Genomic DNA, 22286 nt, shown 5'->3' on the forward strand with positions numbered 1-22286 from the left:
ACGCCTGCCCAATCGCGAGGCTCGATGCCCCCCAGCCGCCCTCACATCCGTAACACCAGTCCGGTGCCGATCCGCGGCTGCGCGCCGCGCCGACACAACGAGGTAGCCGTACCCATGCGTCATGCCGAAGGAGCCCGTGGTGAGTGCTGACCAGACCCAGCTCGCCTTTGACTGGAGTTGTCGGATCATGTCCGACAACGGGTGTGGCTTCCCGGCTCCGGGCCTGCATTCGTTCCTGTTCCAGCCGATCGCCACGGTCGGCGGGTTCGAGTTCAACAAGGTGATGCTGCTGGCGATCATCACCACGCTGCTCGTCGTCACCTTCTTCTACGCCGCTTTCGGCAGGGCCAAGGTGGTCCCGGGCAAGCTCCAGATGATCGGCGAGGCCGGCTACGACTTCGTGCGCCGCGGCATCGTCTACGAGACCCTCGGCAAGAAGGAGGGCGAGAAGTGGGTGCCGCTCATGGTCTCCCTCTTCTTCTTCATCTGGATCATGAACATCTGGTCCGTGATCCCGCTGGCCCAGTTCCCGGTGGCCTCGGTCTTCGCCTTCCCGGTGGTGCTCGCCGCCCTCGTCTGGTTCCTCTGGGTCGGCCTGACGTTCAAGCGTCACGGCTTCGTCGGCTTCTTCAAGAACGTGACGGGCTACGACAAGTCGCTCGGCGCCGTGCTGCCGCTCGTGATGGTCATCGAGTTCCTCTCGAACCTGTTCGTCCGCCCCTTCACGCACGCGGTCCGGCTCTTCGCCAACATGTTCGCCGGCCACCTGATGCTGGTGATGTTCACCGTCGCCTCCTGGTACCTGCTGAACGGCGCGATGATCCCGGCGGCCGGTGTCTCCTTCGTCATGACCATGGTCATGATCCTCTTCGAGCTCTTCGTGCAGGCCGTCCAGGCGTACGTCTTCGTACTGCTGGCCTGCTCCTACATTCAGGGCGCTCTCGCCGAGCACCACTGAGCCCCTACCCCCAAGCCCCAGAACGTCCGGTGGCCAACCCCCGCCGGTCCTAGAAAGAGAAGGAAGAATCAGCATGGCTGCCACTGAGACCCTCGCCGCTGTCTCCGGTTCGCTCGGCTCCATCGGCTACGGCCTCGCCGCCATCGGCCCCGGCGTCGGCGTCGGCATCATCTTCGGTAACGGCACCCAGGCCCTCGCCCGTCAGCCCGAGGCCGCCGGCCTGATCCGCGCCAACCAGATCCTGGGCTTCGCCTTCTGTGAGGCGCTCGCCCTCATCGGCATCGTCATGCCGTTCGTGTTCGGTAAGTAATCACCCCTTACCTGACACGTTTCGACGAAAGGCACTGATGTGATCGCCAACCTGGTACAGCTGGCGGCCGAGGAAGAGCAGAACCCGCTCATTCCTCCGGGCCCCGAGCTGCTCGTCGGCACCATCGCCTTCGCCATCGTGTTCTTCTTCTTCTGGAAGAAGCTGCTTCCGACCATCAACAAGGTTCTGGAAGAGCGCCGCGAGGCGATCGAAGGCGGAATCGAGAAGGCCGAGGCCGCGCAGGTCGAGGCCCAGAGCGTCCTTGAGCAGTACAAGGCTCAGCTCGCCGAGGCCCGGCACGAGGCCGCGCGTCTGCGCCAGGAGGCGCAGGAGCAGGGTGCCGTGCTCATCGCGGAGATGCGCGCGGAAGGCCAGCGGCAGCGCGAGGAGATCGTCGCCGCGGGTCACGCGCAGATCGAGGCCGACCGCAAGGCCGCGTCCTCCGCGCTGCGTCAGGACGTCGGCAAGCTCGCCACCGACCTGGCCGGCAAGCTCGTCGGTGAGTCCCTCGAGGACCACGCCCGACAGAGCCGCGTGATCGACCGCTTCCTCGACGAGCTCGAGGAGAAGGCTGAGGCGGCTCGATGAACGGAGCGAGCCGCGAGGCCCTGGCAGCCGCACGTGAGCGTCTCGACGCGCTGACGGACTCCACGTCCGTGAACGCCGGCACGCTCGCCGACGAGCTGGCCGCCGTCACCGCGCTGCTCGACCGCGAGGTGTCGCTGCGTCGGGTCCTCACCGACCCGGCGCAGGCCGGCGAGGCCAAGGCCGCGCTCGCCCAGCGCCTCCTCGGTGGTCAGGTCGGCGGCCAGACCACCGACCTGGTGGCCGGCATGGTGCGCTCGCGCTGGTCGCAGTCGCGCGACCTGACGGACGCCCTGGAGGACCTGGCGAACCTCGCCGACCTCACCGCCGCCCAGCAGGCCGGCGCGCTCGACGACGTCGAGGACGAGCTGTTCCGCTTCGGCCGGATCGTCTCCTCGAGCACCGAGCTGCGGGCCGCGCTGACCGACCGCGCCGCGACGGCGTCGGCCAAGGGCGAGCTGCTGCGCAGCCTGCTCGGCGGCCGAGCCAACGCGACCACCGAGCGTCTGGTGACGCGGCTTGTGACCGCGCCGCGGGGACGTAGCCTGGAGTCGGGACTGGAGTCCCTGTCCAAGCTCGCCGCCGAGCGCCGCAACCGGCTGGTCGCCGTCGTCACCTCGGCGGTGCCGCTGAGCGACACGCAGAAGCAGCGCCTGGGCGCCGCCCTCGCGAAGCTCTACGGGCACACGATGCACCTCAACATCGACGTGGACCCCGCGGTCCTCGGCGGTATCCGGGTGCAGGTCGGCGACGAGGTCATCAACGGCTCCCTCGCGGACCGTATCGAGGACGCCGGCCGCCGCCTGGCGGGCTGAGCAGCAACTTCATAGCAGTACGTACTTACGGCCCAGTTGGGCCGTGCAGAGGATTCCTGGGGGTCGCCCCCAGACCCCCAAAGTGAAACTTCGGGCCCAACAAGGAGAGCAGGGAACCCAGATGGCGGAGCTCACGATCCGGCCGGAGGAGATCCGGGACGCGCTGGAGAACTTCGTCCAGTCGTACAAGCCGGACGCGGCCTCGCGCGAGGAGGTCGGTACGGTCACCCTTGCCGGCGACGGCATCGCGAAGGTCGAGGGTCTTCCCTCGGCCATGGCCAACGAACTGCTGAAGTTCGAGGACGGCACCCTCGGTCTCGCCCTGAACCTCGAGGAGCGCGAGATCGGTTGCGTGGTCCTCGGTGAGTTCAGCGGCATCGAGGAGGGCCAGCCGGTCACCCGCACCGGTGAGGTCCTGTCGGTCGCCGTGGGCGAGGGCTACCTCGGCCGTGTCGTCGACCCGCTCGGCAACCCGATCGACGGCCTCGGCGAGATCGAGACCAGCGGCCGACGCGCCCTCGAGCTTCAGGCTCCGGGCGTCATGGCCCGTAAGTCGGTGCACGAGCCGATGGAGACCGGCTACAAGGCCGTCGACGCGATGACCCCGATCGGCCGCGGTCAGCGTCAGCTGATCATCGGTGACCGCCAGACCGGCAAGACCGCCCTGGCCGTCGACACGATCATCAACCAGCGCGACAACTGGCGCTCGGGCGACCCGAAGAAGCAGGTCCGCTGCATCTACGTCGCCATCGGCCAGAAGGGCTCGACCATCGCGTCGGTCCGCCGCGCGCTGGAGGAGAACGGCGCGCTGGAGTACACGACCATCGTCGCCGCCCCGGCGTCCGACCCGGCCGGCTTCAAGTACCTGGCGCCGTACACCGGTTCGGCCATCGGTCAGCAGTGGATGTACGAGGGCAAGCACGTCCTCATCATCTTCGACGACCTGTCGAAGCAGGCGGACGCCTACCGTGCCGTGTCGCTGCTGCTGCGCCGTCCGCCGGGCCGTGAGGCCTACCCGGGTGACGTCTTCTACCTGCACTCCCGTCTGCTGGAGCGCTGCGCGAAGCTCTCCGACGAGATGGGCGCCGGCTCGATGACCGGTCTGCCGATCGTCGAGACCAAGGCCAACGACGTCTCGGCGTTCATCCCGACCAACGTCATCTCCATCACCGACGGCCAGTGCTTCCTGGAGTCGGACCTGTTCAACGCCGGTCAGCGCCCCGCGCTGAACGTCGGTATCTCCGTCTCCCGAGTCGGTGGTTCCGCGCAGCACAAGGCGATGAAGCAGGTCTCCGGTCGTCTGCGCGTGGACCTCGCCCAGTTCCGCGAGCTGGAGGCGTTCGCCGCCTTCGGTTCCGACCTGGACGCCGCGTCGAAGGCGCAGCTGGAGCGCGGTCAGCGCATGGTCGAGCTGCTCAAGCAGGCTCAGTACCAGCCGATGTCCACCGAGGACCAGGTCGTCTCCGTCTGGGCCGGCACCACCGGCAAGATGGACGACGTGCCGGTCGCCGACATCCGCCGCTTCGAGAAGGAGCTCCTCGAGTACCTGCACCGCAAGGAGCAGGGCCTGATGACCTCCATCCGCGAGGGCGGCAAGCTGTCGGACGACACCCTCACCGCTGTTGCCGACGCGATCGCCGACTTCAAGAAGCAGTTCGAGACCTCGGACGGCAAGCTTCTCGGCGAGGACGCCCCGGCCTCGGCCAAGTGACGTAAGGAAGGGACCTGACTCATGGGAGCCCAGCTCCGGGTCTACAAGCGTCGCATCCGATCCGTCACCGCGACCAAGAAGATCACGAAGGCGATGGAGATGATCGCCGCCTCGCGCGTCGTCAAGGCGCAGCGCAAGGTGGCGGCGTCCACGCCGTACGCGACCGAGCTCACCCGCGCGGTCACGGCGGTCGGTACCGGCTCGAACACCAAGCACCCGCTGACCACGCAGGCCGAGAAGGTCACGCGGTCCGCGGTGCTGCTCCTGACGAGCGACCGTGGTCTCGCCGGTGCCTTCAACTCCAACGCCATCAAGGCCGCGGAGCAGCTCACCGAGCGCCTCGAGGCCGAGGGCAAGCAGGTCGACACGTACATCGTCGGCCGGCGCGGTCTGGCCCACTACAACTTCCGTGAGCGCAAGGTCGCGGAGTCGTGGTCGGGCTTCACCGACGAGCCCACCTACGCGGACGCGAAGAAGGTCGCGGGTCCGCTGATCGAGGCCATCGAGAAGGACACGGCCGAGGGTGGTGTGGACGAACTCCACATCGTCTTCACCGAGTTCGTCTCGATGATGACGCAGACGGCGCTCGACGACCGCCTGCTGCCGCTCAGCCTCGAAGAGGTCGCGAAGGAGGCCGCCCCCAAGGGCGAGATCCTCCCGCTCTACGACTTCGAGCCCTCGGCGGAGGACGTCCTCGACGCCCTCCTGCCGCGCTACGTGGAGAGCCGTATCTACAACGCGCTGCTCCAGTCGGCCGCCTCCAAGCACGCCGCCACGCGGCGCGCGATGAAGTCGGCCACCGACAACGCGGGCGAGCTCATCACCACGCTCTCCCGACTTGCCAACGCGGCCCGCCAGGCCGAAATCACCCAGGAAATCAGCGAGATCGTCGGTGGCTCCGCAGCCCTGGCCGACGCGACCGCGGGGAGTGACAGGTAATGACGACGACAGTTGAGACGGCCGTTGCCACGGGCCGCGTCGCCCGGGTCATCGGCCCGGTCGTCGACGTGGAGTTCCCCGTCGACGCGATGCCCGAGATCTACAACGCCCTTCACGTCGAGGTGGCCGACCCGGCCCAGGACGGCGCGAAGAAGACGCTGACCCTGGAGGTCGCCCAGCACCTGGGTGACGGCCTGGTCCGCACCATCTCCATGCAGCCCACCGACGGTCTGGTCCGCCAGGCCGCGGTCACCGACACCGGCGCCTCCATCTCGGTTCCGGTCGGCGACTTCACCAAGGGCAAGGTGTTCAACACCCTCGGTGAGGTGCTGAACGTCGACGAGCAGTACACGGGCGAGCGGTGGGGCATCCACCGCAAGGCTCCGCGCTTCGACGAGCTCGAGTCGAAGACCGAGATGTTCGAGACCGGCGTCAAGGTCATCGACCTTCTCACCCCGTACGTCAAGGGTGGAAAGATCGGTCTGTTCGGTGGTGCCGGCGTCGGCAAGACGGTGCTCATCCAGGAGATGATCTACCGCGTCGCCAACAACCACGACGGTGTCTCCGTGTTCGCCGGTGTCGGCGAGCGCACCCGTGAGGGCAACGACCTCATCGAGGAGATGTCCGAGTCGGGCGTCATCGACAAGACCGCGCTGGTCTTCGGCCAGATGGACGAGCCCCCGGGCACCCGTCTGCGCGTGGCCCTCGCGGGTCTGACCATGGCGGAGTACTTCCGCGATGTGCAGAAGCAGGACGTGCTGTTCTTCATCGACAACATCTTCCGCTTCACGCAGGCCGGTTCCGAGGTCTCGACCCTGCTCGGCCGTATGCCCTCCGCGGTGGGTTACCAGCCGAACCTGGCCGACGAGATGGGTCTCCTCCAGGAGCGCATCACCTCGACCCGTGGTCACTCGATCACCTCGATGCAGGCGATCTACGTCCCCGCGGACGACCTGACCGACCCGGCCCCGGCCACCACCTTCGCCCACCTCGACGCGACGACGGTTCTGTCCCGTCCGATCTCCGAGAAGGGCATCTACCCGGCCGTGGACCCGCTGGACTCCACGTCCCGCATCCTGGACCCGCGCTACATCGCGCAGGAGCACTACGACGCCGCCATGCGCGTCAAGACGATCCTGCAGAAGTACAAGGACCTCCAGGACATCATCGCGATCCTCGGTATCGACGAGCTCGGCGAGGAGGACAAGCTCGTCGTCCACCGTGCCCGTCGCGTGGAGCGCTTCCTGTCCCAGAACACCCACGTCGCCAAGCAGTTCACCGGCGTCGACGGGTCGGACGTCCCGCTGGACGAGTCGATCGCGGCCTTCAACGCGATCTGCGACGGCGAGTACGACCACTTCCCGGAGCAGGCGTTCTTCATGTGCGGTGGCATCGAGGACCTCAAGGCCAACGCCAAGGAGCTGGGCGTCTCCTGAACTCGCTGAGTTCGACGTGAGCCCTGTGGTTCACGAGTGAGCCCTGCGGCTCATGTGTGAGGGGGCGGGGTACGTCCCGCCCCCTCTGCCACGCCCACTAGACTTGTAACCAACACCCGGCAGAACCGCCGGGTGGTGACCCGAGGAGCCACCTTGGCTGCTGAGCTGCACGTCGCGCTGGTCGCGGCCGACCGAGAGGTCTGGTCCGGCGAGGCCACCCTGGTCGTCGCGCGCACCACGTCCGGCGACATCGGCGTCATGCCCGGTCACCAGCCGCTGCTCGGTGTGCTGGAGTCGGGCCCGGTGACCATCCGTACGAGTGATGGTGGAACGGTCGTCGCCGCGGTGCACGGCGGTTTCATCTCGTTCGCGGACAACAAGCTGTCGCTGCTGGCCGAGATCGCCGAGCTGTCGGACGAGATCGACGTCCAGCGCGCCGAGCGCGAGCTGGAGCGGGCGAAGGCGGAGGGTGACGCCGCCGCCGAGCGCCGAGCGGACGTACGGATCCGTGCGGCGGCCTCGCGATAGCCTGCGCGAGACCGTATGACGTCACTCAGCCGCGGCTGGGACCGGAGAAATCCGGCCCTGGTCGCGGCTGAGGCAAATGTGGATGTTTTTTCCATTCCGTTACCGAGTAGACGAGGAGGTCGGTGTCGATGGTCCTCGCTCTGACTGTGTGCGGAATCGTCGTGGCGCTCGTGGTGCTGGGGCTGTTCGTCTTCGGCCTTCGGCGCCGGCTCATCCAGCGCTCCGGCGGCACCTTCGACTGTTCGCTGCGCTGGGACGTACCCGAGAAACCGGACACCAACGGCAAGGGCTGGAGCTACGGCGTCGCCCGCTACAACGGCGACCGCATCGAGTGGTACCGCGTCTTCTCCTACGCCTACCGCCCCCGCCGCGTCCTGGAGCGCGCCGCGATCGAGGTCGCCGGCCGCCGTCTGCCGCAGGGCGAGGAGGAGCTGGCGCTGCTCTCCGACGCGGTCGTCCTCACCTGCCTGCACCGGGGCACGCGGCTGGAGCTCGCCATGAGCGAGGACGCGCTGACCGGTTTCCTGGCCTGGCTGGAGGCGGCCCCGCCCGGGCAGCGCGTCAACGTGGCCTGATCCGCGGGGCCCCGGGCGCCGTACGCCAGAGGGCGTGCGGTCGGTAACCGCACGCCCTCCGTGTCACACAGTGCGGATCGTCAGCTGAGTCCGCTGTTGATCGCGCTCACCAGCTCACCGTTGCCGGTGTCGCCGCTGAACTCCCAGAAGAAGGCGCCGCCGAGGCCCTGGTTCTTGGCCCAGGTCATCTTGGTGCCGATGGTGGCGGGGGTGTCGTAGGACCACCAGTTGGTGCCGCAGTAGGCGTACGCGGTGCCCGCGATGGTGCCGGTGGCCGGGCAGGACGTCTTGAGGACCTTGTAGTCCTCGATGCCCGCCTCGTAGGTGCCGGGGGCCGCGCCGGTCGCCGTGCCGCCGGGGGCGGCCTGGGTGACGCCGGTCCAGCCGCGGCCGTAGAAGCCGATGCCGAGCAGCAGCTTCTTCGACGCCACGCCCTTCGACTTCAGCTTGGCGATCGCGTCGGCGGAGTTGAAGCCCGCCTGCGGGATGCCGGAGTACGAGGTCAGCGGTGAGTGCGGGGCGGTCGGGCCCTTGGCGTTGAAGGCGCCGAAGTAGTCGTAGGTCATCACGTTGTACCAGTCGACGTAGGCCGAGGCGCCGCCGTAGTCGGCCGCGTCGATCTTGCCGCCGTTGGAGCCATCGGCCGTGATGGCCGCGGTGACCAGGTAGTTGGAGCCGAACTCGGTGCGCAGGGCCTGCATCAGGTTCTTGAAGGCCGCGGCGCCCGAGGTGTCACAGGTCAGACCGCAGGCGTTGGGGTACTCCCAGTCGATGTCGATGCCGTCGAAGACGTCGGCCCAGCGGGGGTCCTCCACGACCGCCTTGCAGGACTTGGCGAACGCGGCCGGGTTGGCCGCGGCCTGGCCGAAGCCGCCGGAGTAGGTCCAGCCGCCGAAGGAGTACAGCACCTTGATGTGCGGGTACTTGGCCTTCAGCTGGCGCAGCTGGTTGAAGTTGCCGCGCAGCGGCTGGTCCCAGGTGTCGGCGGTGCCGCTGACGGACTGGTCGGCGGTGTAGGCCTTGTCGTAGGCGGCGTAGGTGTCGTCGACGGTGCACTGACCGTTCTTGACGTTGCCGAACGCGTAGTTGATGTGGGTGATCTTCGAGGCGGAGCCCGAGCTCACCAGGTTCTTGACGTGGTAGTTGCGGCCGTAGACGCCCCACTCGGTGAAGTAGCCGAGCTTGACCTTGTCGCCGGTGGGCGGGGGCTCGGTGGTGCCGCCGGTGGTGCGCACCGCGCGGGCGCCGCTGACCGGGCCGGTCTGGTCGGCGGTGTCGCGGGCCTGGACGCTGTAGGAGTAGTCGGTCCCGGCGGTGAGGCCGGAGTCGCTGTACGAGGTGGTGGTCACCGTCGCGACCTTGGTGCCGTCGCGCAGGACGTCGTAGTTCTTGACGCCCTTGTCGTCGGTGGCGGCGCTCCAGGACAGTTTCACCGAGGTGTCGGTGATGTCGGAGGCGGTGGGGGTGCCGGGGGCGCTCGGCGCGCTGTCGCCGGGGGTCGTGGTGCCGCCGTCACAACTGCCGCCGTTGAGCTTGCAGTTGGCGGGCGAGCCGGAGCCGCTGCCGTTGAAGCCGAAGGAGACGGAGGCGCCGGGGGCGAGGGTGCCGTTCCAGGCCTTGTTCTTGGCGGTCCAGTGGGTGCCGGAGGAGGTGACGTCGGCGTCCCAGGCGGAGGTGACGGAGGTGCCGGAGGGGAAGTCCCACTCGACGGTCCAGGAACTGAGGCTGGTGGTACCGGTGTTCTTGACGGTCCACTTGCCCTCGAAGCCGGAGCCCCAGTCCTGGGTCTTGGCGTAGGTGGCGGTCGCGGACGTCGCGGCCTGGGCGGGGCTCGCGAGGCCGACGAGGCCGGCGAACGGGAGCACCAGTGTCGCGATGCCTGCCGCGACTCTGTGTCTGAAGCGCATGCCGCGCCTCCTTGGGGGTGTTGGGGCGTGACTGAGCCTTCACGCCACGGTGCGGCGAGAATAGAAAGGTCTGGACCACGGGTCAATAGGTCTGGACCACTCTGGTGCGGTGGCTCTAGATCCCCAACTCCTGAGCCAGTACCGCCGCCTGGACCCGGCTGCGCAGTTCCAGCTTCCCCAGCAGTCGGCTGACGTGCGTCTTCACCGTCGCCTCCGCCATGTCCAGCCGGGTCGCGATGTCCGCGTTGGACAGCCCCTCGCCCAGACAGGACAGCACCTCGCGTTCACGGCGGGTGAGCGCGTCGAGGACCGCCGGATCGGTGTCGGACCGCCGTACGGGCCGCGCCGCGAACTCCGCGATCAGGCGCCGGGTGACGGCCGGCGCGACGATGCCCTCGCCGCGCGCCACCGTACGGATCGCCGCCACGAGGTCCTTGGCCTCCGTGTTCTTCAGCAGAAACCCGGCGGCACCCGCCCGCAACGCTCCGAACACGTACTCGTCGAGGTCGAAGGTGGTCAGCACGAGGACGTCCGCGAGCCCCTCCTCGGTGACCTTCCGGGTGGCCGACACCCCGTCCAGGCGCGGCATCTGGACGTCCATCAGCACCACGTCGGGCCGCAGCCCGCGGGCCAGCGCCACCGCCTGCTCGCCGTCCGCGGCCTCGCCGACCACCTCGATGTCGGGCGCGCTGCGCAGGATCAGGACCAGCCCGGCGCGTACGGCGGACTGGTCCTCGGCGACGAGCACGCGGATCATGAAAGGTCTCCTTCGGTGGCGTCGGGGACGGGCAGGGTGGCGCGTACGGCCCAGATCTTGCCGTCCGCCGAGTCCTCCGGACCGGACTCGAAGGTGCCGCCGAGCAGCGCGGCCCGCTCCCGCATCCCGACCAGACCGGCGCCGGAACCGGGCGCGCCCGGCCGGTTCCGGTCACCGTAGGGGCTGGTCACCGCGACGGCGAGGGTGCCGTCCGCCTGCCGCAGGGTCACGGTGACCCGGCCGGGGCTCGCGTGCTTGAGGGCGTTGGTCAGGGACTCCTGGACGATGCGGTAGGCGGCGAGCTCGACGGGCGCGGGCAGGCTGTCGGCGTGCTCGGCCTCCAGGGTGACGTCCAGGCCGTTGGTACGCGCGTCCTCGACGAGGACGGTGAGGCCGTCGAGGGTGGGGACCGCGCTGGGCTCGCCGTCGCCGTCCCGCAGGATGCCGATCAGCCGGCGCATCTCCTCCAGCCCCTTGACGCTGTTCTCGCGGATCACACCGAGGGCCTCGCGCGAGGTGTCCGGGTCGTCCAGGGAGAGCGCGGCGGTGGAGTGGATGGCGATCGCCGAGAGGTGGTTGGCAACCATGTCGTGCAACTCCCGTGCCATCCGGGCGCGTTCGGCGACGACGGCCTGGGCGCGGTCCATCTCGGCGAGCAGGGCGGTCTGTTCGGCGCGCAGCCGGGCCGCCTCGGCCGCGTCCCGGTGGTTGCGGACGATCCAGCCGGTGGCGGCGGGCGCGTACGCCACCACACCGACGACCACACCGATCAGCAGCGCCTCGGGCACCCGCCACACCGCGAACGGCACCAGCGTCCCGGCGACCGTGAGCAGACCCGTGATCCACTGGATGCGGCGGGCCGAGGCGAGCGGGCCGTACAGGACGGCCGCGTAGACGATGTCGGTGAACATCAGCACCGACGCCAGGTTGCCCTGGGTCACCAGGTCCGCGCAGATCGCGACCGTGCCGGTCAGCAGGGCGGCACGGGGTGCCGTGCGGCGCAGCAGCTCGCAGCCCGCCAGCACGGTGAGCGGCACCAGGACCGGCCAGGGGCCGTCGAAGAGGGTGATCGGATCGTCGGAGCGCCGGGTGGCGAGCCCGAGGAGCACCAGCAGCAGACCGCCGAGCAGCCCGCCGGTCGCGGCGTACACGTCGAACCGGTGCGGGCGGGGGAGTCGTACGGCCATGACTCCATCCAACACGGCGGTCCCGTGCTCCGCCTGATCCCCACGAACGGTTGCGCACTGCATCGTTCGATGTACCGGGACCTCGTCACCGCCGACGACGAAAGCGGCCGGTGCCGACGGGACCCTGGAGGGGTGACGCCATCCCGTGGGAGGAGTGAGTCGTGATCGTCGCGCTGATCATCGCCTGTGAAGTGGGCTTCTGGGTGCTGCTGGCCCTGGGCCTGGCGGTCCGGTACCTGCTGGGCCGGCGCCGGACCAGCGTGGTGCTGCTGCTGTGCGAGCCGGTGCTGGAGCTGGTGCTGTTCGTCGCGACGGCGGTCGACCTGAAGAACGGCGCCGAACCGGGCTGGGAGCACGGACTGGCCGCGCTCTACATCGGCTACACGGTGGCGTACGGCCACTACACGATCCGCTGGCTCGACGGCCACGCCGCCCACCGCCTCGGCGGCGCCCCCCGCCCGCCGAAGCCCCCGCGCCACGGCATGGCGAGGGCCCGGCACGAGGGGCGGCTGTGGCTCAGGACCCTGCTGGCGGCCGCGGTGGCCTGCGGACTCCTCCAGGGTGCGATCTGGTACGTGGGGGACGGCGACACCTCGTCCCTGCGGTCCTTCCAGTGGGTGGCGCTGCGCGCCGCGGGCATCCACGGCCTGATCGCGCTGTCCTACCTGCTGTGGCCGAAGAAGGCACCGGCGGCACCGGCCGGCGAGCGGGCACCGGCGCCCCGGTGACCGGCGGGGCTAGCGCTCGCCGCCCGGCACCCACAGCACGTCCCCGACCTCCTTGTTGGCCGTCCTCGCGAGGATGAACAGCAGGTCGGACAGCCGGTTGAGGTAGGTCGCGGTGAGGGGGTTCATGGTCTCGCCGTGGGCCTCGAGGGCCGCCCAGGTGGAGCGCTCGGCGCGGCGTACGACCGTGCACGCCTGGTGCAGCAGGGCCGCGCCGGGAGTGCCGCCGGGGAGGATGAAGGAGCGGAGCTTCTCCAGCTGCTCGTTGAAGCGGTCGCAGTCCGCCTCCAGCTTGTCGACGTAGAACTGCTCGACCCGCAGCGGCGGGAACTGCGGGTTCTCGACGACCGGCGTGGACAGGTCGGCGCCGACGTCGAACAGGTCGTTCTGTACGCGGGTGAGGACCGTGACGACCTCCTCCGTCAGCCCGCCCAGCGCGATCGCCGTGCCGATCACCGCGTTCGCCTCGTTGGCGTCGGCGTACGCGGCGATCCGCAGGTCGGTCTTGGCGACCCGGCTCATGTCGCCGAGGTTGGTGGTGCCCTTGTCGCCGGTCTTGGTGTAGATGCGCGTCAGATTGACCATGGGGCCAGCGTAATTACGCCCCGGCCGTCCGGAACACGCGTGTGCCCACTGTCACGGCGAGTGCCGCGAGGCCGAGGGCGACCAGCACGCCGTACGCCATGTGCGCCGAGGCGTAGGTGCCGACGTACGCGTCCCGGACCGCGTCCACCAGATAGCGGAACGGCACGAAGTGCGAGAGGACGTCCAGCCAGGCCGGGCCCAGGGTCATCGGGAGCATCAGGCCGGACAGGAGCATCATCGGCATCGTCAGGGCGTTGACCGCCGGGCCGAACTCTCCCGGCGTGTGCAGCTTCATGGCCAGCGCGTACGACAGCGAGGCCAGCGACACCGTCAGCAGCGCGACGAACGCGAAGCCGATCAGGATGCCGGCCAGCGGAGCCCGCAGCCCCATCGCCAGCGCGGCCAGCACGAGCAGCACCGCCTGGAAGACGAAGACGGTGGCGTCGCGCAGCACCCTGCCCAGCAGCAGCGCCAGCCGGCTGACCGGTGTCACCCGCATGCGCTCCAGCACTCCCTGGCTCTTCTCGACGATGATCGCGAACCCCGCGAACGAGGCCCCGAACAGGCCGAGTTGGAGCAGCAGCCCGGGCACGAGCAGCTGCCACGAACTGCCCTCCCCGCCCAGCGGGAGATCGGTGAGCAGCGGTCCGAAGAACAGCAGATACAGCAGCGGCATCAACACACCGAACAGCAGCGCGAAACGGGAGCGCAGCGACTGACGGAGGTACCGGCCGTAGATCAGCGCGGTGTCGGGGAGAAGCATCGTCGGTTCCTATACGGATACGGGGGCGGCGTCGGCCCGCGGGGCGCTGCGGCCGGTGATGGCGAGGAAGGTGTCCTGGAGCGAGGCGTCGATCGAGCCGCCGTACCTCAGCTTCAGCGCGGCCGGTGTGCCCTCGGCGGCGACCACGCCCTGGTCGACGACGACCAGGCGGTCGGCGAGGGCGTCGGCCTCGTCGAGGTAGTGGGTGGTCAGGAACACCGTCGTGCCGTGCGCGTCGCGCAGCCGCCGGACCAGGTCCCACAGGTCGGCCCGGCTGCCGGGGTCGAGTCCGGTGGTGGGCTCGTCGAGGAAGAGCACCTTCGGGCGATGGGTGAGGGCCATGGCGATGTCCAGGCGCCGGCGCTGACCACCCGACAGCGCCCCGCACGTGCGGTCGAGCAGCTCGGTCAGGTCCAGGTCCCGGGCCAGTTCCCCGGCCCGCTCGGCCGCCTGGTCCTTCGTCAGCCGGTAGAGGCGGCCCTGGGTGACCAGCTCCTCCCGCACGGAGAGCTGCGGGTCGACCCCGCCCGACTGGGCCACGTACCCGCACACCCGGCGCACCGCCGCGGCGTCGGTCGCCAGGTCGTGGCCGGCGACGGTGGCCGCGCCGCCGGTGGGTTCCAGCAGGGTCGTCAGCATCCGCAGGGTGGTGGTCTTGCCCGCGCCGTTCGGGCCGAGGAAGCCGAGGATCTCGCCCTCGCGGACGGTCAGGTCGATGCCGCGCACGGCGTCCACGGGGCCGCGCCTGGTCTGGAAGGTACGGGCCAGTCCGGCCGCGCTGATGATGACTGCCATGGCGCAAGAAAAACAGAGTCTCTGAAATTTTGCAATGACTCCAAAAATTAAGGGGGCCCAGGAGCGGGTTACGATCCGGGCATGGCAGAGGGGCTCAGGGAGCGGAAGAAGCGGCAGACCCGGCAGTACATCTCGGACGTCGCGACGGCCCTGTTCATCGAGCGCGGCTTCGACGCGGTCACCGTCGCCGAGATCGCCGACGCCGCGAACGTCTCCGTCAACACCGTCTACAACTACTTCCCGGCCAAGGAGGACCTCTTCTTCGACCGCTCCGCCGGTGTGGTCGACCGGCTCGCCCGATGGGTGCGCGGCCGCGGCGAGGGGGAGTCGGCCGCCGTCGCGGTCCTGCGTGAGCTGCGCGAGGAGGTCGAGGCGGTCTCGCCCCGTCTCGGGCTGATGTCCGGCTATGCCGCCTTCATGCGGGTCATCGAGGACGCGCCGGTCCTGCGCTCCCGGCTGTGGGCGCTCGGCCAGGAGGTCGAGGCCTGTCTGGAGAAGGCCCTGCGCGAGGAGACCGGCGCGGCCGACGACGATCCGATGCCGCATCTGATCGCCGGTCAGATCGGCTGGGTCCACAGCACCGTCATGGCCGTCATCGGCCGCGAGATGGTCAAGGGGCGCAATCCGGACGAAGTGTCACGAGAGGTGCTGGTGCTTCTCGACGACATCGAGGAGCTGTTGAGCGAGAACGTGCTCAACTACGCCGTCCGGGGCGCCGCGTGACAGCTACCGGTGTGATGTCCGTCAGATGAGACGTGACGCGCATTACTTACCGGTCACACAGCTCCCCACGAACGCTAGGGTCCGCCGGAGAGGCAATATCGACAACGTGCAAGGCGTTTCAAAGGGGAGTCGCACAGTGGCCAGGAAGCTTGCCGTCATCGGCGCCGGCTTGATGGGTTCCGGGATCGCCCAGGTCTCCGCGTCCGCGGGCTGGGACGTCGTTCTGCGAGACGTCACCGACGAGGCGCTGAAGCGTGGCACCGACGGCATCAAGGCCTCGTACGACAAGTTCGTGAGCAAGGGCAGGATGGAGGCGCACGACGCCGACACCGCCCTCGGCCGGATCACCGCGACCACCGACCTGGACGCCGCCGCGGACGCCGACGTCGTCGTCGAGGCCGTCTTCGAGAAGCTCGAGGTCAAGCACGAGATCTTCCGCACGCTCGACAGGATCGTGCGCGAGGACACCGTGCTGGCCTCCAACACCTCCGCCATCCCGATCACCAAGATCGCGGCGGCCACCGAGCGGCCCGAGCGGGTCGTCGGCGTGCACTTCTTCTCGCCGGTGCCGATGATGCAGCTCGTCGAACTGGTCCGCGGCTACAAGACGAGTGACGAAACCCTCGCCACCGCGCGGGAGTTCGCCGAGTCCGTCGGCAAGACCTGCATCGTCGTCAACCGGGACGTGGCGGGCTTCGTGACCACCCGTCTCATCTCCGCCCTCGTGGTGGAGGCGACCAAGCTGTACGAGTCCGGTGTCGCGAGCGCCGAGGACATCGACCTCGCCTGCAAGCTCGGCTTCGGCCACGCCATGGGCCCGCTGGCCACGGCGGACCTGACCGGCGTCGACATCCTGCTGCACGCCACCGGCAACATCTACACCGAGACCCAGGACGAGAAGTTCGCTCCGCCGGAGCTGATGCGCCGGATGGTTGACGCCGGTGACATCGGGCGCAAGAGCGGGCAGGGCTTCTACAAGCACTGAGCATCAGCGCCATCAGGCGTCACTGCCGCCACCGAAACCGCACAGACCCCTGGAGTCTCACACTCAGGGGTGAATTCGGTATCGGTTCGCTTACAGACGGCAACCTCTGACCGCCTCACGCAGTCAGAGGTTGCATCACCGGACATCACATTCGCGGAGCACGAGACGCACCACGGGAGCGCATATGTTCATCAGGGGCGACCACGCCGAGCTGGTCGTCGGGGGCCGCCTCGACGTCCGCAGCGCGGCGGACGCCCGTACGGTCCTGCACACGGCCGTCGACGACGGAGTCGGCGACCTGGTCCTGGACCTGTCCGAGCTCGACTCCTGGGACGCCACCGGACTCGGGGTGATCATGGGGGCCCACCGCAGGGCCGGCCGCTGCGGCCGACGCCTGGTGCTGCGCGACGTACCGCCGCAGATGCAGCGCCTGCTGGTGGCCACCCGCCTGCACCGGATCCTGGCGATCGAGGGCGGCATCGGGGTGGAGTCACTGCCCCGGGTGTGACCCCGTGTGTGGACGCGGTGTGCGTGCCGGGTGTTCCCGTGGTGAAACGCAGGTCGCGCGCAATCCTCACGAGACTGTGACGTCTCGGACGGCGCGGGACCCCGGGCTGTCGTAGATACTGTGCGAAGGTTTAGGGTTCGGTCGCCCGCTGAGTGAACATCCCTGAATGAGCGGGCCCGGACCAGAAGCGACAGCGCGGTGTGCAGCAGGCCGGAGGGGGCCGCAAACGGCACACGAGACGCTTTTGGGGGGCTTGAACCTATGGACCCGAACAACCGGGGACCCGAGGAGTACGGCCACGGCGGTGACGGCAGAGCGCCGCGCCAGCGCCCGCCCAGGGACCCCCTCACACCCGACCTCGGCCAGAGCGGACCCGCCCTGGCCCGCACGGTGCAGCTGGTGTCCGGCGACTACCTGCTCACCGTCAACCCCGTCGACGGCAGCGAGATAGAGGCCTGCCCGCCGGGCGAGCGGCCCTCGCCGCCCCGCAAGCTCAGCGCGACCGAACGCGCCGAGGCGCAGCGCGCGGCCAGACCGCCCGTCCCCGCCGGACTCACCCGGCCCGCCCTGCACCTGCTGGCCCGCCAGGACGAACGCGAACGCCTGGTGCGTCTGCTCGCCCGCGGCCGTTCGGTACGCCTCACCGGCCCCGCCGGCTCCGGCCGCACCAGCCTGCTCGACCTCGTCGCCGAGGACTGCTCCGACCTCGCCCCCGACGGCGTGGTCCGGCTCAGCGGCTTCCACCGCACCGCCGACGACCTGCTCCACGACCTCTTCTACGCCGTCTACGACGCGCCCCTGCACCGACCCGACCGCGAGGACCTGCTCGGGTACGTCCGGGAGATCGGCGCGGTCGTCGTCGTCGACGACATCGCGTTCGGCGGCGCCGCGCTGGAGGAGCTCCTCGACGCCACCCCCGAGTGCGCCTTCCTGGTCGCCGCGACACCCGAGGTGCCCGCGCCCTCCGCCGGGTCGGACCTGGAGGAGGTCCTCCTCGGCGGCCTGGACCGGGCCGGCGGTGTCGAGCTGCTGGAGCGCGGCGTCGGCCGGACCCTCACCGAGGAGGAGGCCAACTGGGCGGGAGACCTCTGGTTCGAGTCCGAGGGCCTGCCGCTGCGCTTCGTCCAGGCCGGCGCCCTGCTCCGGCAGCGCGACGAACTGCGGGCCGCCGCGGACACCTTCGACGAGTTCGGGGTCTTCCAGGACGCCCCGGTCGACGCCCCCTTCGACGCCGGCGACGGCCACGACGTGCCCCTGCCCTCGCTCGCCGAGGGTGCCGCCCCCGCGGCCCTGCTCGCGGGCCGGCTCAGCGACTCGGCGCGTGACGCGCTGCGGTTCGCCGTGGCGCTCGGCGGCGAGGTGCCGCACCAGGCGCACCTGCCCGCCCTCGTCGGCGACACCCACGCCGACGCCGCCCTCGGGGAACTGCTCGGCTGCGCGCTGGTCACCCCGGTCGGCTCCCGCTACCGCCTCGCCGCCGGTGTGCGGGCCCAGCTGGAGGCCGCCGGATACGGCGCGGACATCGAGGCCAAGGCCCTCGCCGCGGCCCGGCACTACGCCTGGTGGGCCGGCCACCCCTCGGTCACCCCCGAGCGGGTCTGCGCGGAGGCGGACGCCGTCCTCGCCGCCCTCGGCGTCCTCGTGCCGGCCGCCCTGCCGCCCACGGAGGACGAGGAGCCGGTCACCGTCCAGCTGGCCCGCACCGCGGCGCCCGCGTTCGCCGCCGGACTGCACTGGAGCGCCTGGGAACGGACCCTGCGGTTCGGCACCGAGGCCGCCCGGCTCGCCGGAGAGGTCGGCGAACAAGCCTACTTCCACCACGAGTTGGGCATCCTCGCCCTCTGCTCCGGCGAGCTCGACCGGGCCCGCTCCGAACTGGAGACGTCCATCGGGCTGCGCGGCGCCCTCGCCGACAAGCGCGGTGCCGTCGCGGGCCGACGCGCCCTCGCCCTGGTCTCCGACCGCCTGGGCATACCCCTCGGCACAGTGACGGCGACCGCCGGCGAGGAGGTGCCCGACGCCCGGTACGAGGAGTCGCAGTCGCCGCCCGGGGGAGTACCCGCGGCCTTCCCGCCGCTGGTGTCGCCGCTCGACAACTCGACGCTGGTCACCAACCGGGTCCCGGCGGCGGCCCCCGTCCCCAGCCGCAAGGCCCGGGGCGGTCTGCGCGGTCTGGCCCGCCGCAACCTCGTCGCGGCCGGCGCGGGCGCGCTGCTCGCCGCGGTGCTGGGCACGGTCGTGACACTCGGCGCCACCTCCGACAAGGACCCCGACTCCCCGTCCCGGCAGGTCGGACCCAACCCGTCGGCCAGCCAGGACCTGGAGGGCGGCAGCCTCGGCGCCGACGTGCCGAGGAACGACGACGGCTCCGGCGACACCGGCACCGCCACCAGCAGGCCGACCGACCCGGGCCCGGACGGCACCTACGGCACGTCCGACGACCCGACGCCGACGGACACGGCGGAGCCCTCGGACGACCCGAGCGGGACGCAGGGGCCGTCGAGTTCGCCTACCAGGACGCCCACGAGCAAGCCGCCGACGTCGACGTCCAAGCCGCCGACCTCGTCGACGCCCACGCCGACCACTCCGACGCCCACCGAAACCGAGCCCACCGGCGATCCGACGCCGACGGAGACCCCGACGACCTCGCCGTCGGAGCCGTCCACCACCGACTCGGCCAGCGGCCCCGCCGCCTCCAGCGCACCGGCGAGCACCCCCGCCAGTGCCCCGGAGAGTGGCGGCGCGGGGTCGCCGAGCGGTTCGGGCGCCGTGATCTGAGACGCCCCACGGCACGCGAGAGGGCCGGGTCCGGAAGAACGGACCCGGCCCTCGTCGTCGTGACGGAAGAAGCGGTGGCGCGGTGGCGTGGCGGTCTGGGGGTCAGAACAGCCGCAGCTTGTCGTCCTCGATGCCGCGCAGCGCGTTGTAGTCGAGGACCGTGCAGCCGATGCCGCGGTCTGTGGCCAGGACGCGGGCCTGCGGCTTGATCTCCTGGGCGGCGAAGATGCCGCGGACCGGGGCGAGATGCGGGTCGCGGTTCAACAGCTCCAGATAGCGGGTGAGTTGCTCCACGCCGTCGATCTCGCCGCGCCGCTTGATCTCGACCGCGACGGTCTGTCCCTCGGCGTCCCGGCAGAGGATGTCGACCGGGCCGATGGCGGTCATGTACTCGCGGCGGATCAACGTGTAGCCGTCGCCGAGGGTTTCGATGCGGTCGGCGAGCAGCTCCTGAAGGTGTGCTTCCACGCCGTCCTTGATCAGGCCGGGATCCACGCCCAGTTCGTGCGAGGAGTCGTGGAGGATCTCCTCCATCGTGATGATCAGCTTCTCGCCGCCTTTGTTGACGACGGTCCAGACGCCCTCTTCGTCGCCCGAGCCCTCCTTCAGCGTGCAGGGCGGCGACATCCAGTTCAGGGGCTTGTAGGCCCGGTCGTCCGCGTGGATCGACACGCTGCCGTCCGCCTTCACCAGGATGAGACGGGGGGCGGACGGGAGGTGGGCGGTGAGCCGGCCCGCGTAGTCGACGGAGCACCGGGCGATGACGAGACGCATGGTCGGCAACGCTACTCGACGGGCCAGGGTCCACGCGATTCGCCCCAGAAACGCGATGTTCGTTTGTGGCCGATTGTGTCCCTAACCAGGGCGCTCTATGTACGCGTTTTCCTGGTGCCGTCTCCGCCCGTTGCCTACCGTAGTAAACGGGAGGTCGCGGTGCGTGCACTCAGCGTGTTCGGATTCGCGAACTCCCTCAACTGTCCGGCAACTCCTGAACGACCGTTCGGGGGTGCGAGAGGAGAACCCATGTCGCTCGACGTCTCACCGGCCCTACTCGAGAAGGCCGAGCGAGGCGAGGTCGACGAAGCGGAATTCGTCGACTGCGTCCGGACCTCCCTGCCCTACGCATGGGAGATGATCAGCTCCCTGGTGGCCCAGCTGAAGGTCGACGGTGGATCGTTCGCCGACAACCAGACGCCTCCGCCGGACGAGCAGGCACGCGGTCAGCTGCTGCGTGCGCTTGCGAGTGACGCGATACGCGGCGCGCTGCAAAGGCACTTCGGGGTGCGACTGGCCTTCCAGAACTGCCACCGTGTGGCGGTGTTCCCGCTGGACGGCTCGGTGGACGAGACGTTGGCCCGCTTCACCTCGGTCCGCAGTCAACTGCTCAACCAGTCACCGGAGTTCCGGGACTGCTGAGCGGGTGGTTGCGCTGCTTGCCGCTCCGTACGCGGGAGGTGCATCAAGTACCGGGGCGGCAAGCACGTCGGACGGACACGCTCAGCCGAGGTGGGGGAGCACCTCGGCGCCCAGCCGCCGTACGTTCTCCTCGGTCGCCGCGAGGTCTCCCGAGCCCTCCACGAGCAGGGCGAAGCGGGAGATGCCGGTCCGCTCACTCGTGGCGGCGAGCCGGTCGGCGCACAACCGGGGGGTGCCCACCGGGTGCAGCCCGCAGAGCAGTTCGGTGTACGCCACGGGGTCGCGCATCGCACGGTGCCGGCCGTCGACCGTCACATGGGCCTCCAGGCCCAGCTTCAGCCAGCCCGGCATCGCCTTCACCAGGGTCTCCACCGCGTCCGTACGCCGGTCGGCGATCTGGCAGACGCCGGCGGAGACATGGGGCGCGTCCAGGACCGCCAGCGGCGAGTGCCCCGCCGCGCGCGCGTGACTGCGCCACAGGGCGACCATCTCCGCCTTCTCCTCGTCCCCGACATGCATCCCGAGCAGCATCGGCAGCCCGCGCTCGGCCGCCAGCCGCACACTCGCCGGGGACGTGCACGCGACGATCACCTCGGGGCCGGGCTCCTCCGACAAGGACTCCGAGGGCCGCGGTACGACGGGCACCTCCCGGAAGTCGAAACGCCCCCCGGAGGCGCCGACCGAGGGTTCGCGCAGCCACCGGACCAGCAGATCGAGTGATTCCGGGAACCCCGTCTCGTACGCCTCCAGCCCCGAGCCGAAGACCTCCAGGTCGACCCAGGGCCCGCCGCGGCCCACGCCCAGCGAGAACCGGCCGCCGGACGTGATGTGCAGCAGCGCGGCCTGCTCGCCGAGGGCGACCGGGTGGACGGTGGGCAGCACGCTGACCGCGGTGCCGACCCGCAGCCGGCGGGTGCGGCCGAGCAGCAACGCGGCCAGGGTGACGGCCGACGGGCAGGTGCCGTACGGGACGAAGTGGTGCTCGGCCAGCCAGACCGAGTCCAGACCCGCCTCCTCGGCCACCTCGGCCGAGCGGACCGCGCGGTGCAGCGCCTCCCCCTGGCCCTGCCCCGGGAACTGGGCCGCCAACACGAAACTTCCAACGCGCATAGTGGTTTTCCTGCTTCCTTGGCTCCCGGCGTGGAGCTCCCCCACTCGGCATAACCGTCTGACACGTGCCGAGGACACGGCCTGGCGGAGAGATTTGCGGATTGTCTTCAGAATGGGTCGTCCCCGAGGGGGACTTGTGGGGGTTGGTGCCCTACGCGTACCCCCGCTCCCGCCGCGTAGGCTGGACACG

Annotated in this window: 23 protein-coding genes; 15 read left to right on the plus strand and 8 right to left on the minus strand. The window is 70.0% G+C overall.

The features are described 5' to 3' along the window. Positions 1 to 187: 187 nt before the first annotated feature. From atpB to ACH41F_RS27165, 9 genes are all read left to right on the plus strand, one after another. On the plus strand, positions 188 to 958 hold the full coding sequence (gene atpB, locus ACH41F_RS27125) for a F0F1 ATP synthase subunit A (protein ID WP_391233016.1): 771 nt from the start codon (positions 188 to 190) through the stop codon (positions 956 to 958). A 73-nt stretch (positions 959 to 1031) separates the two neighbouring features. Further along, positions 1032 to 1268 (plus strand): hypothetical protein, encoded by a 237-nt coding sequence (locus ACH41F_RS27130; protein WP_015657805.1) that lies wholly within the window; start codon positions 1032 to 1034, stop codon positions 1266 to 1268. Positions 1269 to 1307: 39 nt separating this feature from the next. Then, entirely contained in the window at positions 1308 to 1856 is a 549-nt protein-coding gene (locus ACH41F_RS27135) for a F0F1 ATP synthase subunit B (protein WP_391232764.1), read from the plus strand. Further along, complete coding sequence (locus tag ACH41F_RS27140) at positions 1853 to 2668, plus strand: F0F1 ATP synthase subunit delta (RefSeq protein ID WP_391232763.1); 816 nt, start codon at positions 1853 to 1855, stop codon at positions 2666 to 2668. Before ACH41F_RS27135 ends, ACH41F_RS27140 begins: the two co-directional genes overlap by 4 nt. A 121-nt stretch (positions 2669 to 2789) precedes the next feature. After that, positions 2790 to 4379, plus strand: a complete 1590-nt coding sequence (gene atpA / locus ACH41F_RS27145) for a F0F1 ATP synthase subunit alpha (protein ID WP_391232762.1) — start codon at positions 2790 to 2792, stop codon at positions 4377 to 4379. Positions 4380 to 4400: 21 nt separating this feature from the next. Next, positions 4401 to 5318: a F0F1 ATP synthase subunit gamma gene (locus tag ACH41F_RS27150; protein ID WP_391232761.1), complete on the plus strand. Its 918-nt coding sequence runs from the start codon at positions 4401 to 4403 to the stop codon at positions 5316 to 5318. Further along, positions 5318 to 6754 carry a F0F1 ATP synthase subunit beta gene (gene atpD, locus ACH41F_RS27155; RefSeq protein ID WP_391232759.1) on the plus strand — a complete coding sequence of 479 codons (1437 nt, stop codon included), beginning with the start codon at positions 5318 to 5320 and terminating at the stop codon, positions 6752 to 6754. The genes ACH41F_RS27150 and atpD overlap by 1 nt, the downstream gene beginning before the upstream one ends. A 153-nt stretch (positions 6755 to 6907) precedes the next feature. Further along, positions 6908 to 7282 (plus strand): F0F1 ATP synthase subunit epsilon, encoded by a 375-nt coding sequence (locus ACH41F_RS27160; protein ID WP_391232757.1) that lies wholly within the window; start codon positions 6908 to 6910, stop codon positions 7280 to 7282. Positions 7283 to 7410: 128 nt separating this feature from the next. Further along, positions 7411 to 7857 (plus strand): DUF2550 family protein, encoded by a 447-nt coding sequence (locus ACH41F_RS27165; protein WP_391232755.1) that lies wholly within the window; start codon positions 7411 to 7413, stop codon positions 7855 to 7857. 80 nt (positions 7858 to 7937) lie between these two features. Here ACH41F_RS27165 and ACH41F_RS27170 read toward each other — a convergent pair whose 3' ends face one another. The 3 genes from ACH41F_RS27170 to ACH41F_RS27180 all read right to left on the minus strand — a co-directional run bounded on the left by ACH41F_RS27170 (position 7938) and on the right by ACH41F_RS27180 (position 11708). Further along, the gene (locus ACH41F_RS27170; protein WP_391232753.1) at positions 7938 to 9764 is read right to left on the minus strand and encodes a glycosyl hydrolase family 18 protein; all 1827 of its coding nucleotides are present in this window, start codon (positions 9762 to 9764) and stop codon (positions 7938 to 7940) included. A 115-nt stretch (positions 9765 to 9879) separates the two neighbouring features. Then, on the minus strand, positions 9880 to 10521 hold the full coding sequence (locus tag ACH41F_RS27175) for a response regulator (RefSeq protein ID WP_391232752.1): 642 nt from the start codon (positions 10519 to 10521) through the stop codon (positions 9880 to 9882). Next, a complete protein-coding gene (locus ACH41F_RS27180) occupies positions 10518 to 11708 on the minus strand; it encodes a histidine kinase (protein WP_391232751.1) in 1191 nt (396 codons plus the stop codon). Before ACH41F_RS27180 ends, ACH41F_RS27175 begins: the two co-directional genes overlap by 4 nt. A 161-nt stretch (positions 11709 to 11869) precedes the next feature. Between ACH41F_RS27180 and ACH41F_RS27185 the strand changes: the two genes are divergently transcribed. Further along, positions 11870 to 12436, plus strand: a complete 567-nt coding sequence (locus tag ACH41F_RS27185; RefSeq protein ID WP_398837861.1) for a hypothetical protein — start codon at positions 11870 to 11872, stop codon at positions 12434 to 12436. Between the two features lie 9 nt (positions 12437 to 12445). Here the strand turns inward: ACH41F_RS27185 and ACH41F_RS27190 are convergent, their stop codons facing one another. Genes ACH41F_RS27190 through ACH41F_RS27200 form a run of 3 tightly spaced genes read right to left on the minus strand, consistent with a single transcriptional unit; the run spans position 12446 to position 14576 of the window. Then, the gene (locus ACH41F_RS27190) at positions 12446 to 13018 is read right to left on the minus strand and encodes a cob(I)yrinic acid a,c-diamide adenosyltransferase (RefSeq protein WP_391232747.1); all 573 of its coding nucleotides are present in this window, start codon (positions 13016 to 13018) and stop codon (positions 12446 to 12448) included. A gap of 13 nt (positions 13019 to 13031) precedes the next feature. Continuing rightward, complete coding sequence (locus ACH41F_RS27195; protein ID WP_398837863.1) at positions 13032 to 13781, minus strand: ABC transporter permease; 750 nt, start codon at positions 13779 to 13781, stop codon at positions 13032 to 13034. Positions 13782 to 13790: 9 nt separating this feature from the next. Continuing rightward, on the minus strand, positions 13791 to 14576 hold the full coding sequence (locus tag ACH41F_RS27200; protein ID WP_398837865.1) for an ABC transporter ATP-binding protein: 786 nt from the start codon (positions 14574 to 14576) through the stop codon (positions 13791 to 13793). Between the two features lie 81 nt (positions 14577 to 14657). Here ACH41F_RS27200 and ACH41F_RS27205 point away from each other — a divergent pair, with 81 nt between their 5' ends. The 4 genes from ACH41F_RS27205 (at position 14658) to ACH41F_RS27220 (ending at position 19570) form a co-directional block, all read left to right on the plus strand. Continuing rightward, entirely contained in the window at positions 14658 to 15299 is a 642-nt protein-coding gene (locus ACH41F_RS27205) for a TetR family transcriptional regulator (RefSeq protein ID WP_391232744.1), read from the plus strand. Between the two features lie 136 nt (positions 15300 to 15435). After that, a complete protein-coding gene (locus tag ACH41F_RS27210; protein WP_391232743.1) occupies positions 15436 to 16284 on the plus strand; it encodes a 3-hydroxybutyryl-CoA dehydrogenase in 849 nt (282 codons plus the stop codon). Positions 16285 to 16468: 184 nt separating this feature from the next. Further along, positions 16469 to 16792 (plus strand): STAS domain-containing protein, encoded by a 324-nt coding sequence (locus ACH41F_RS27215; RefSeq protein WP_067029557.1) that lies wholly within the window; start codon positions 16469 to 16471, stop codon positions 16790 to 16792. A 261-nt stretch (positions 16793 to 17053) separates the two neighbouring features. Next, positions 17054 to 19570, plus strand: coding sequence for an ATP-binding protein (locus ACH41F_RS27220; RefSeq protein WP_398837867.1), 2517 nt, complete (start codon positions 17054 to 17056; stop codon positions 19568 to 19570). A 102-nt stretch (positions 19571 to 19672) separates the two neighbouring features. Here ACH41F_RS27220 and nucS read toward each other — a convergent pair whose 3' ends face one another. Next, positions 19673 to 20344, minus strand: coding sequence for an endonuclease NucS (nucS, locus tag ACH41F_RS27225; RefSeq protein WP_391232740.1), 672 nt, complete (start codon positions 20342 to 20344; stop codon positions 19673 to 19675). 249 nt (positions 20345 to 20593) lie between these two features. Between nucS and ACH41F_RS27230 the strand changes: the two genes are divergently transcribed. Then, positions 20594 to 20986: an SCO5389 family protein gene (locus tag ACH41F_RS27230; RefSeq protein WP_391232739.1), complete on the plus strand. Its 393-nt coding sequence runs from the start codon at positions 20594 to 20596 to the stop codon at positions 20984 to 20986. A gap of 81 nt (positions 20987 to 21067) precedes the next feature. Here ACH41F_RS27230 and ACH41F_RS27235 read toward each other — a convergent pair whose 3' ends face one another. Continuing rightward, complete coding sequence (locus tag ACH41F_RS27235; RefSeq protein WP_391232738.1) at positions 21068 to 22096, minus strand: LLM class flavin-dependent oxidoreductase; 1029 nt, start codon at positions 22094 to 22096, stop codon at positions 21068 to 21070. Between the last annotated feature and the right edge of the window lie 190 nt (positions 22097 to 22286).

Origin of the sequence: Streptomyces sp. NPDC020489 (assembly GCF_044386545.1) — a bacterium.
Classification (GTDB): domain Bacteria; phylum Actinomycetota; class Actinomycetes; order Streptomycetales; family Streptomycetaceae; genus Streptomyces.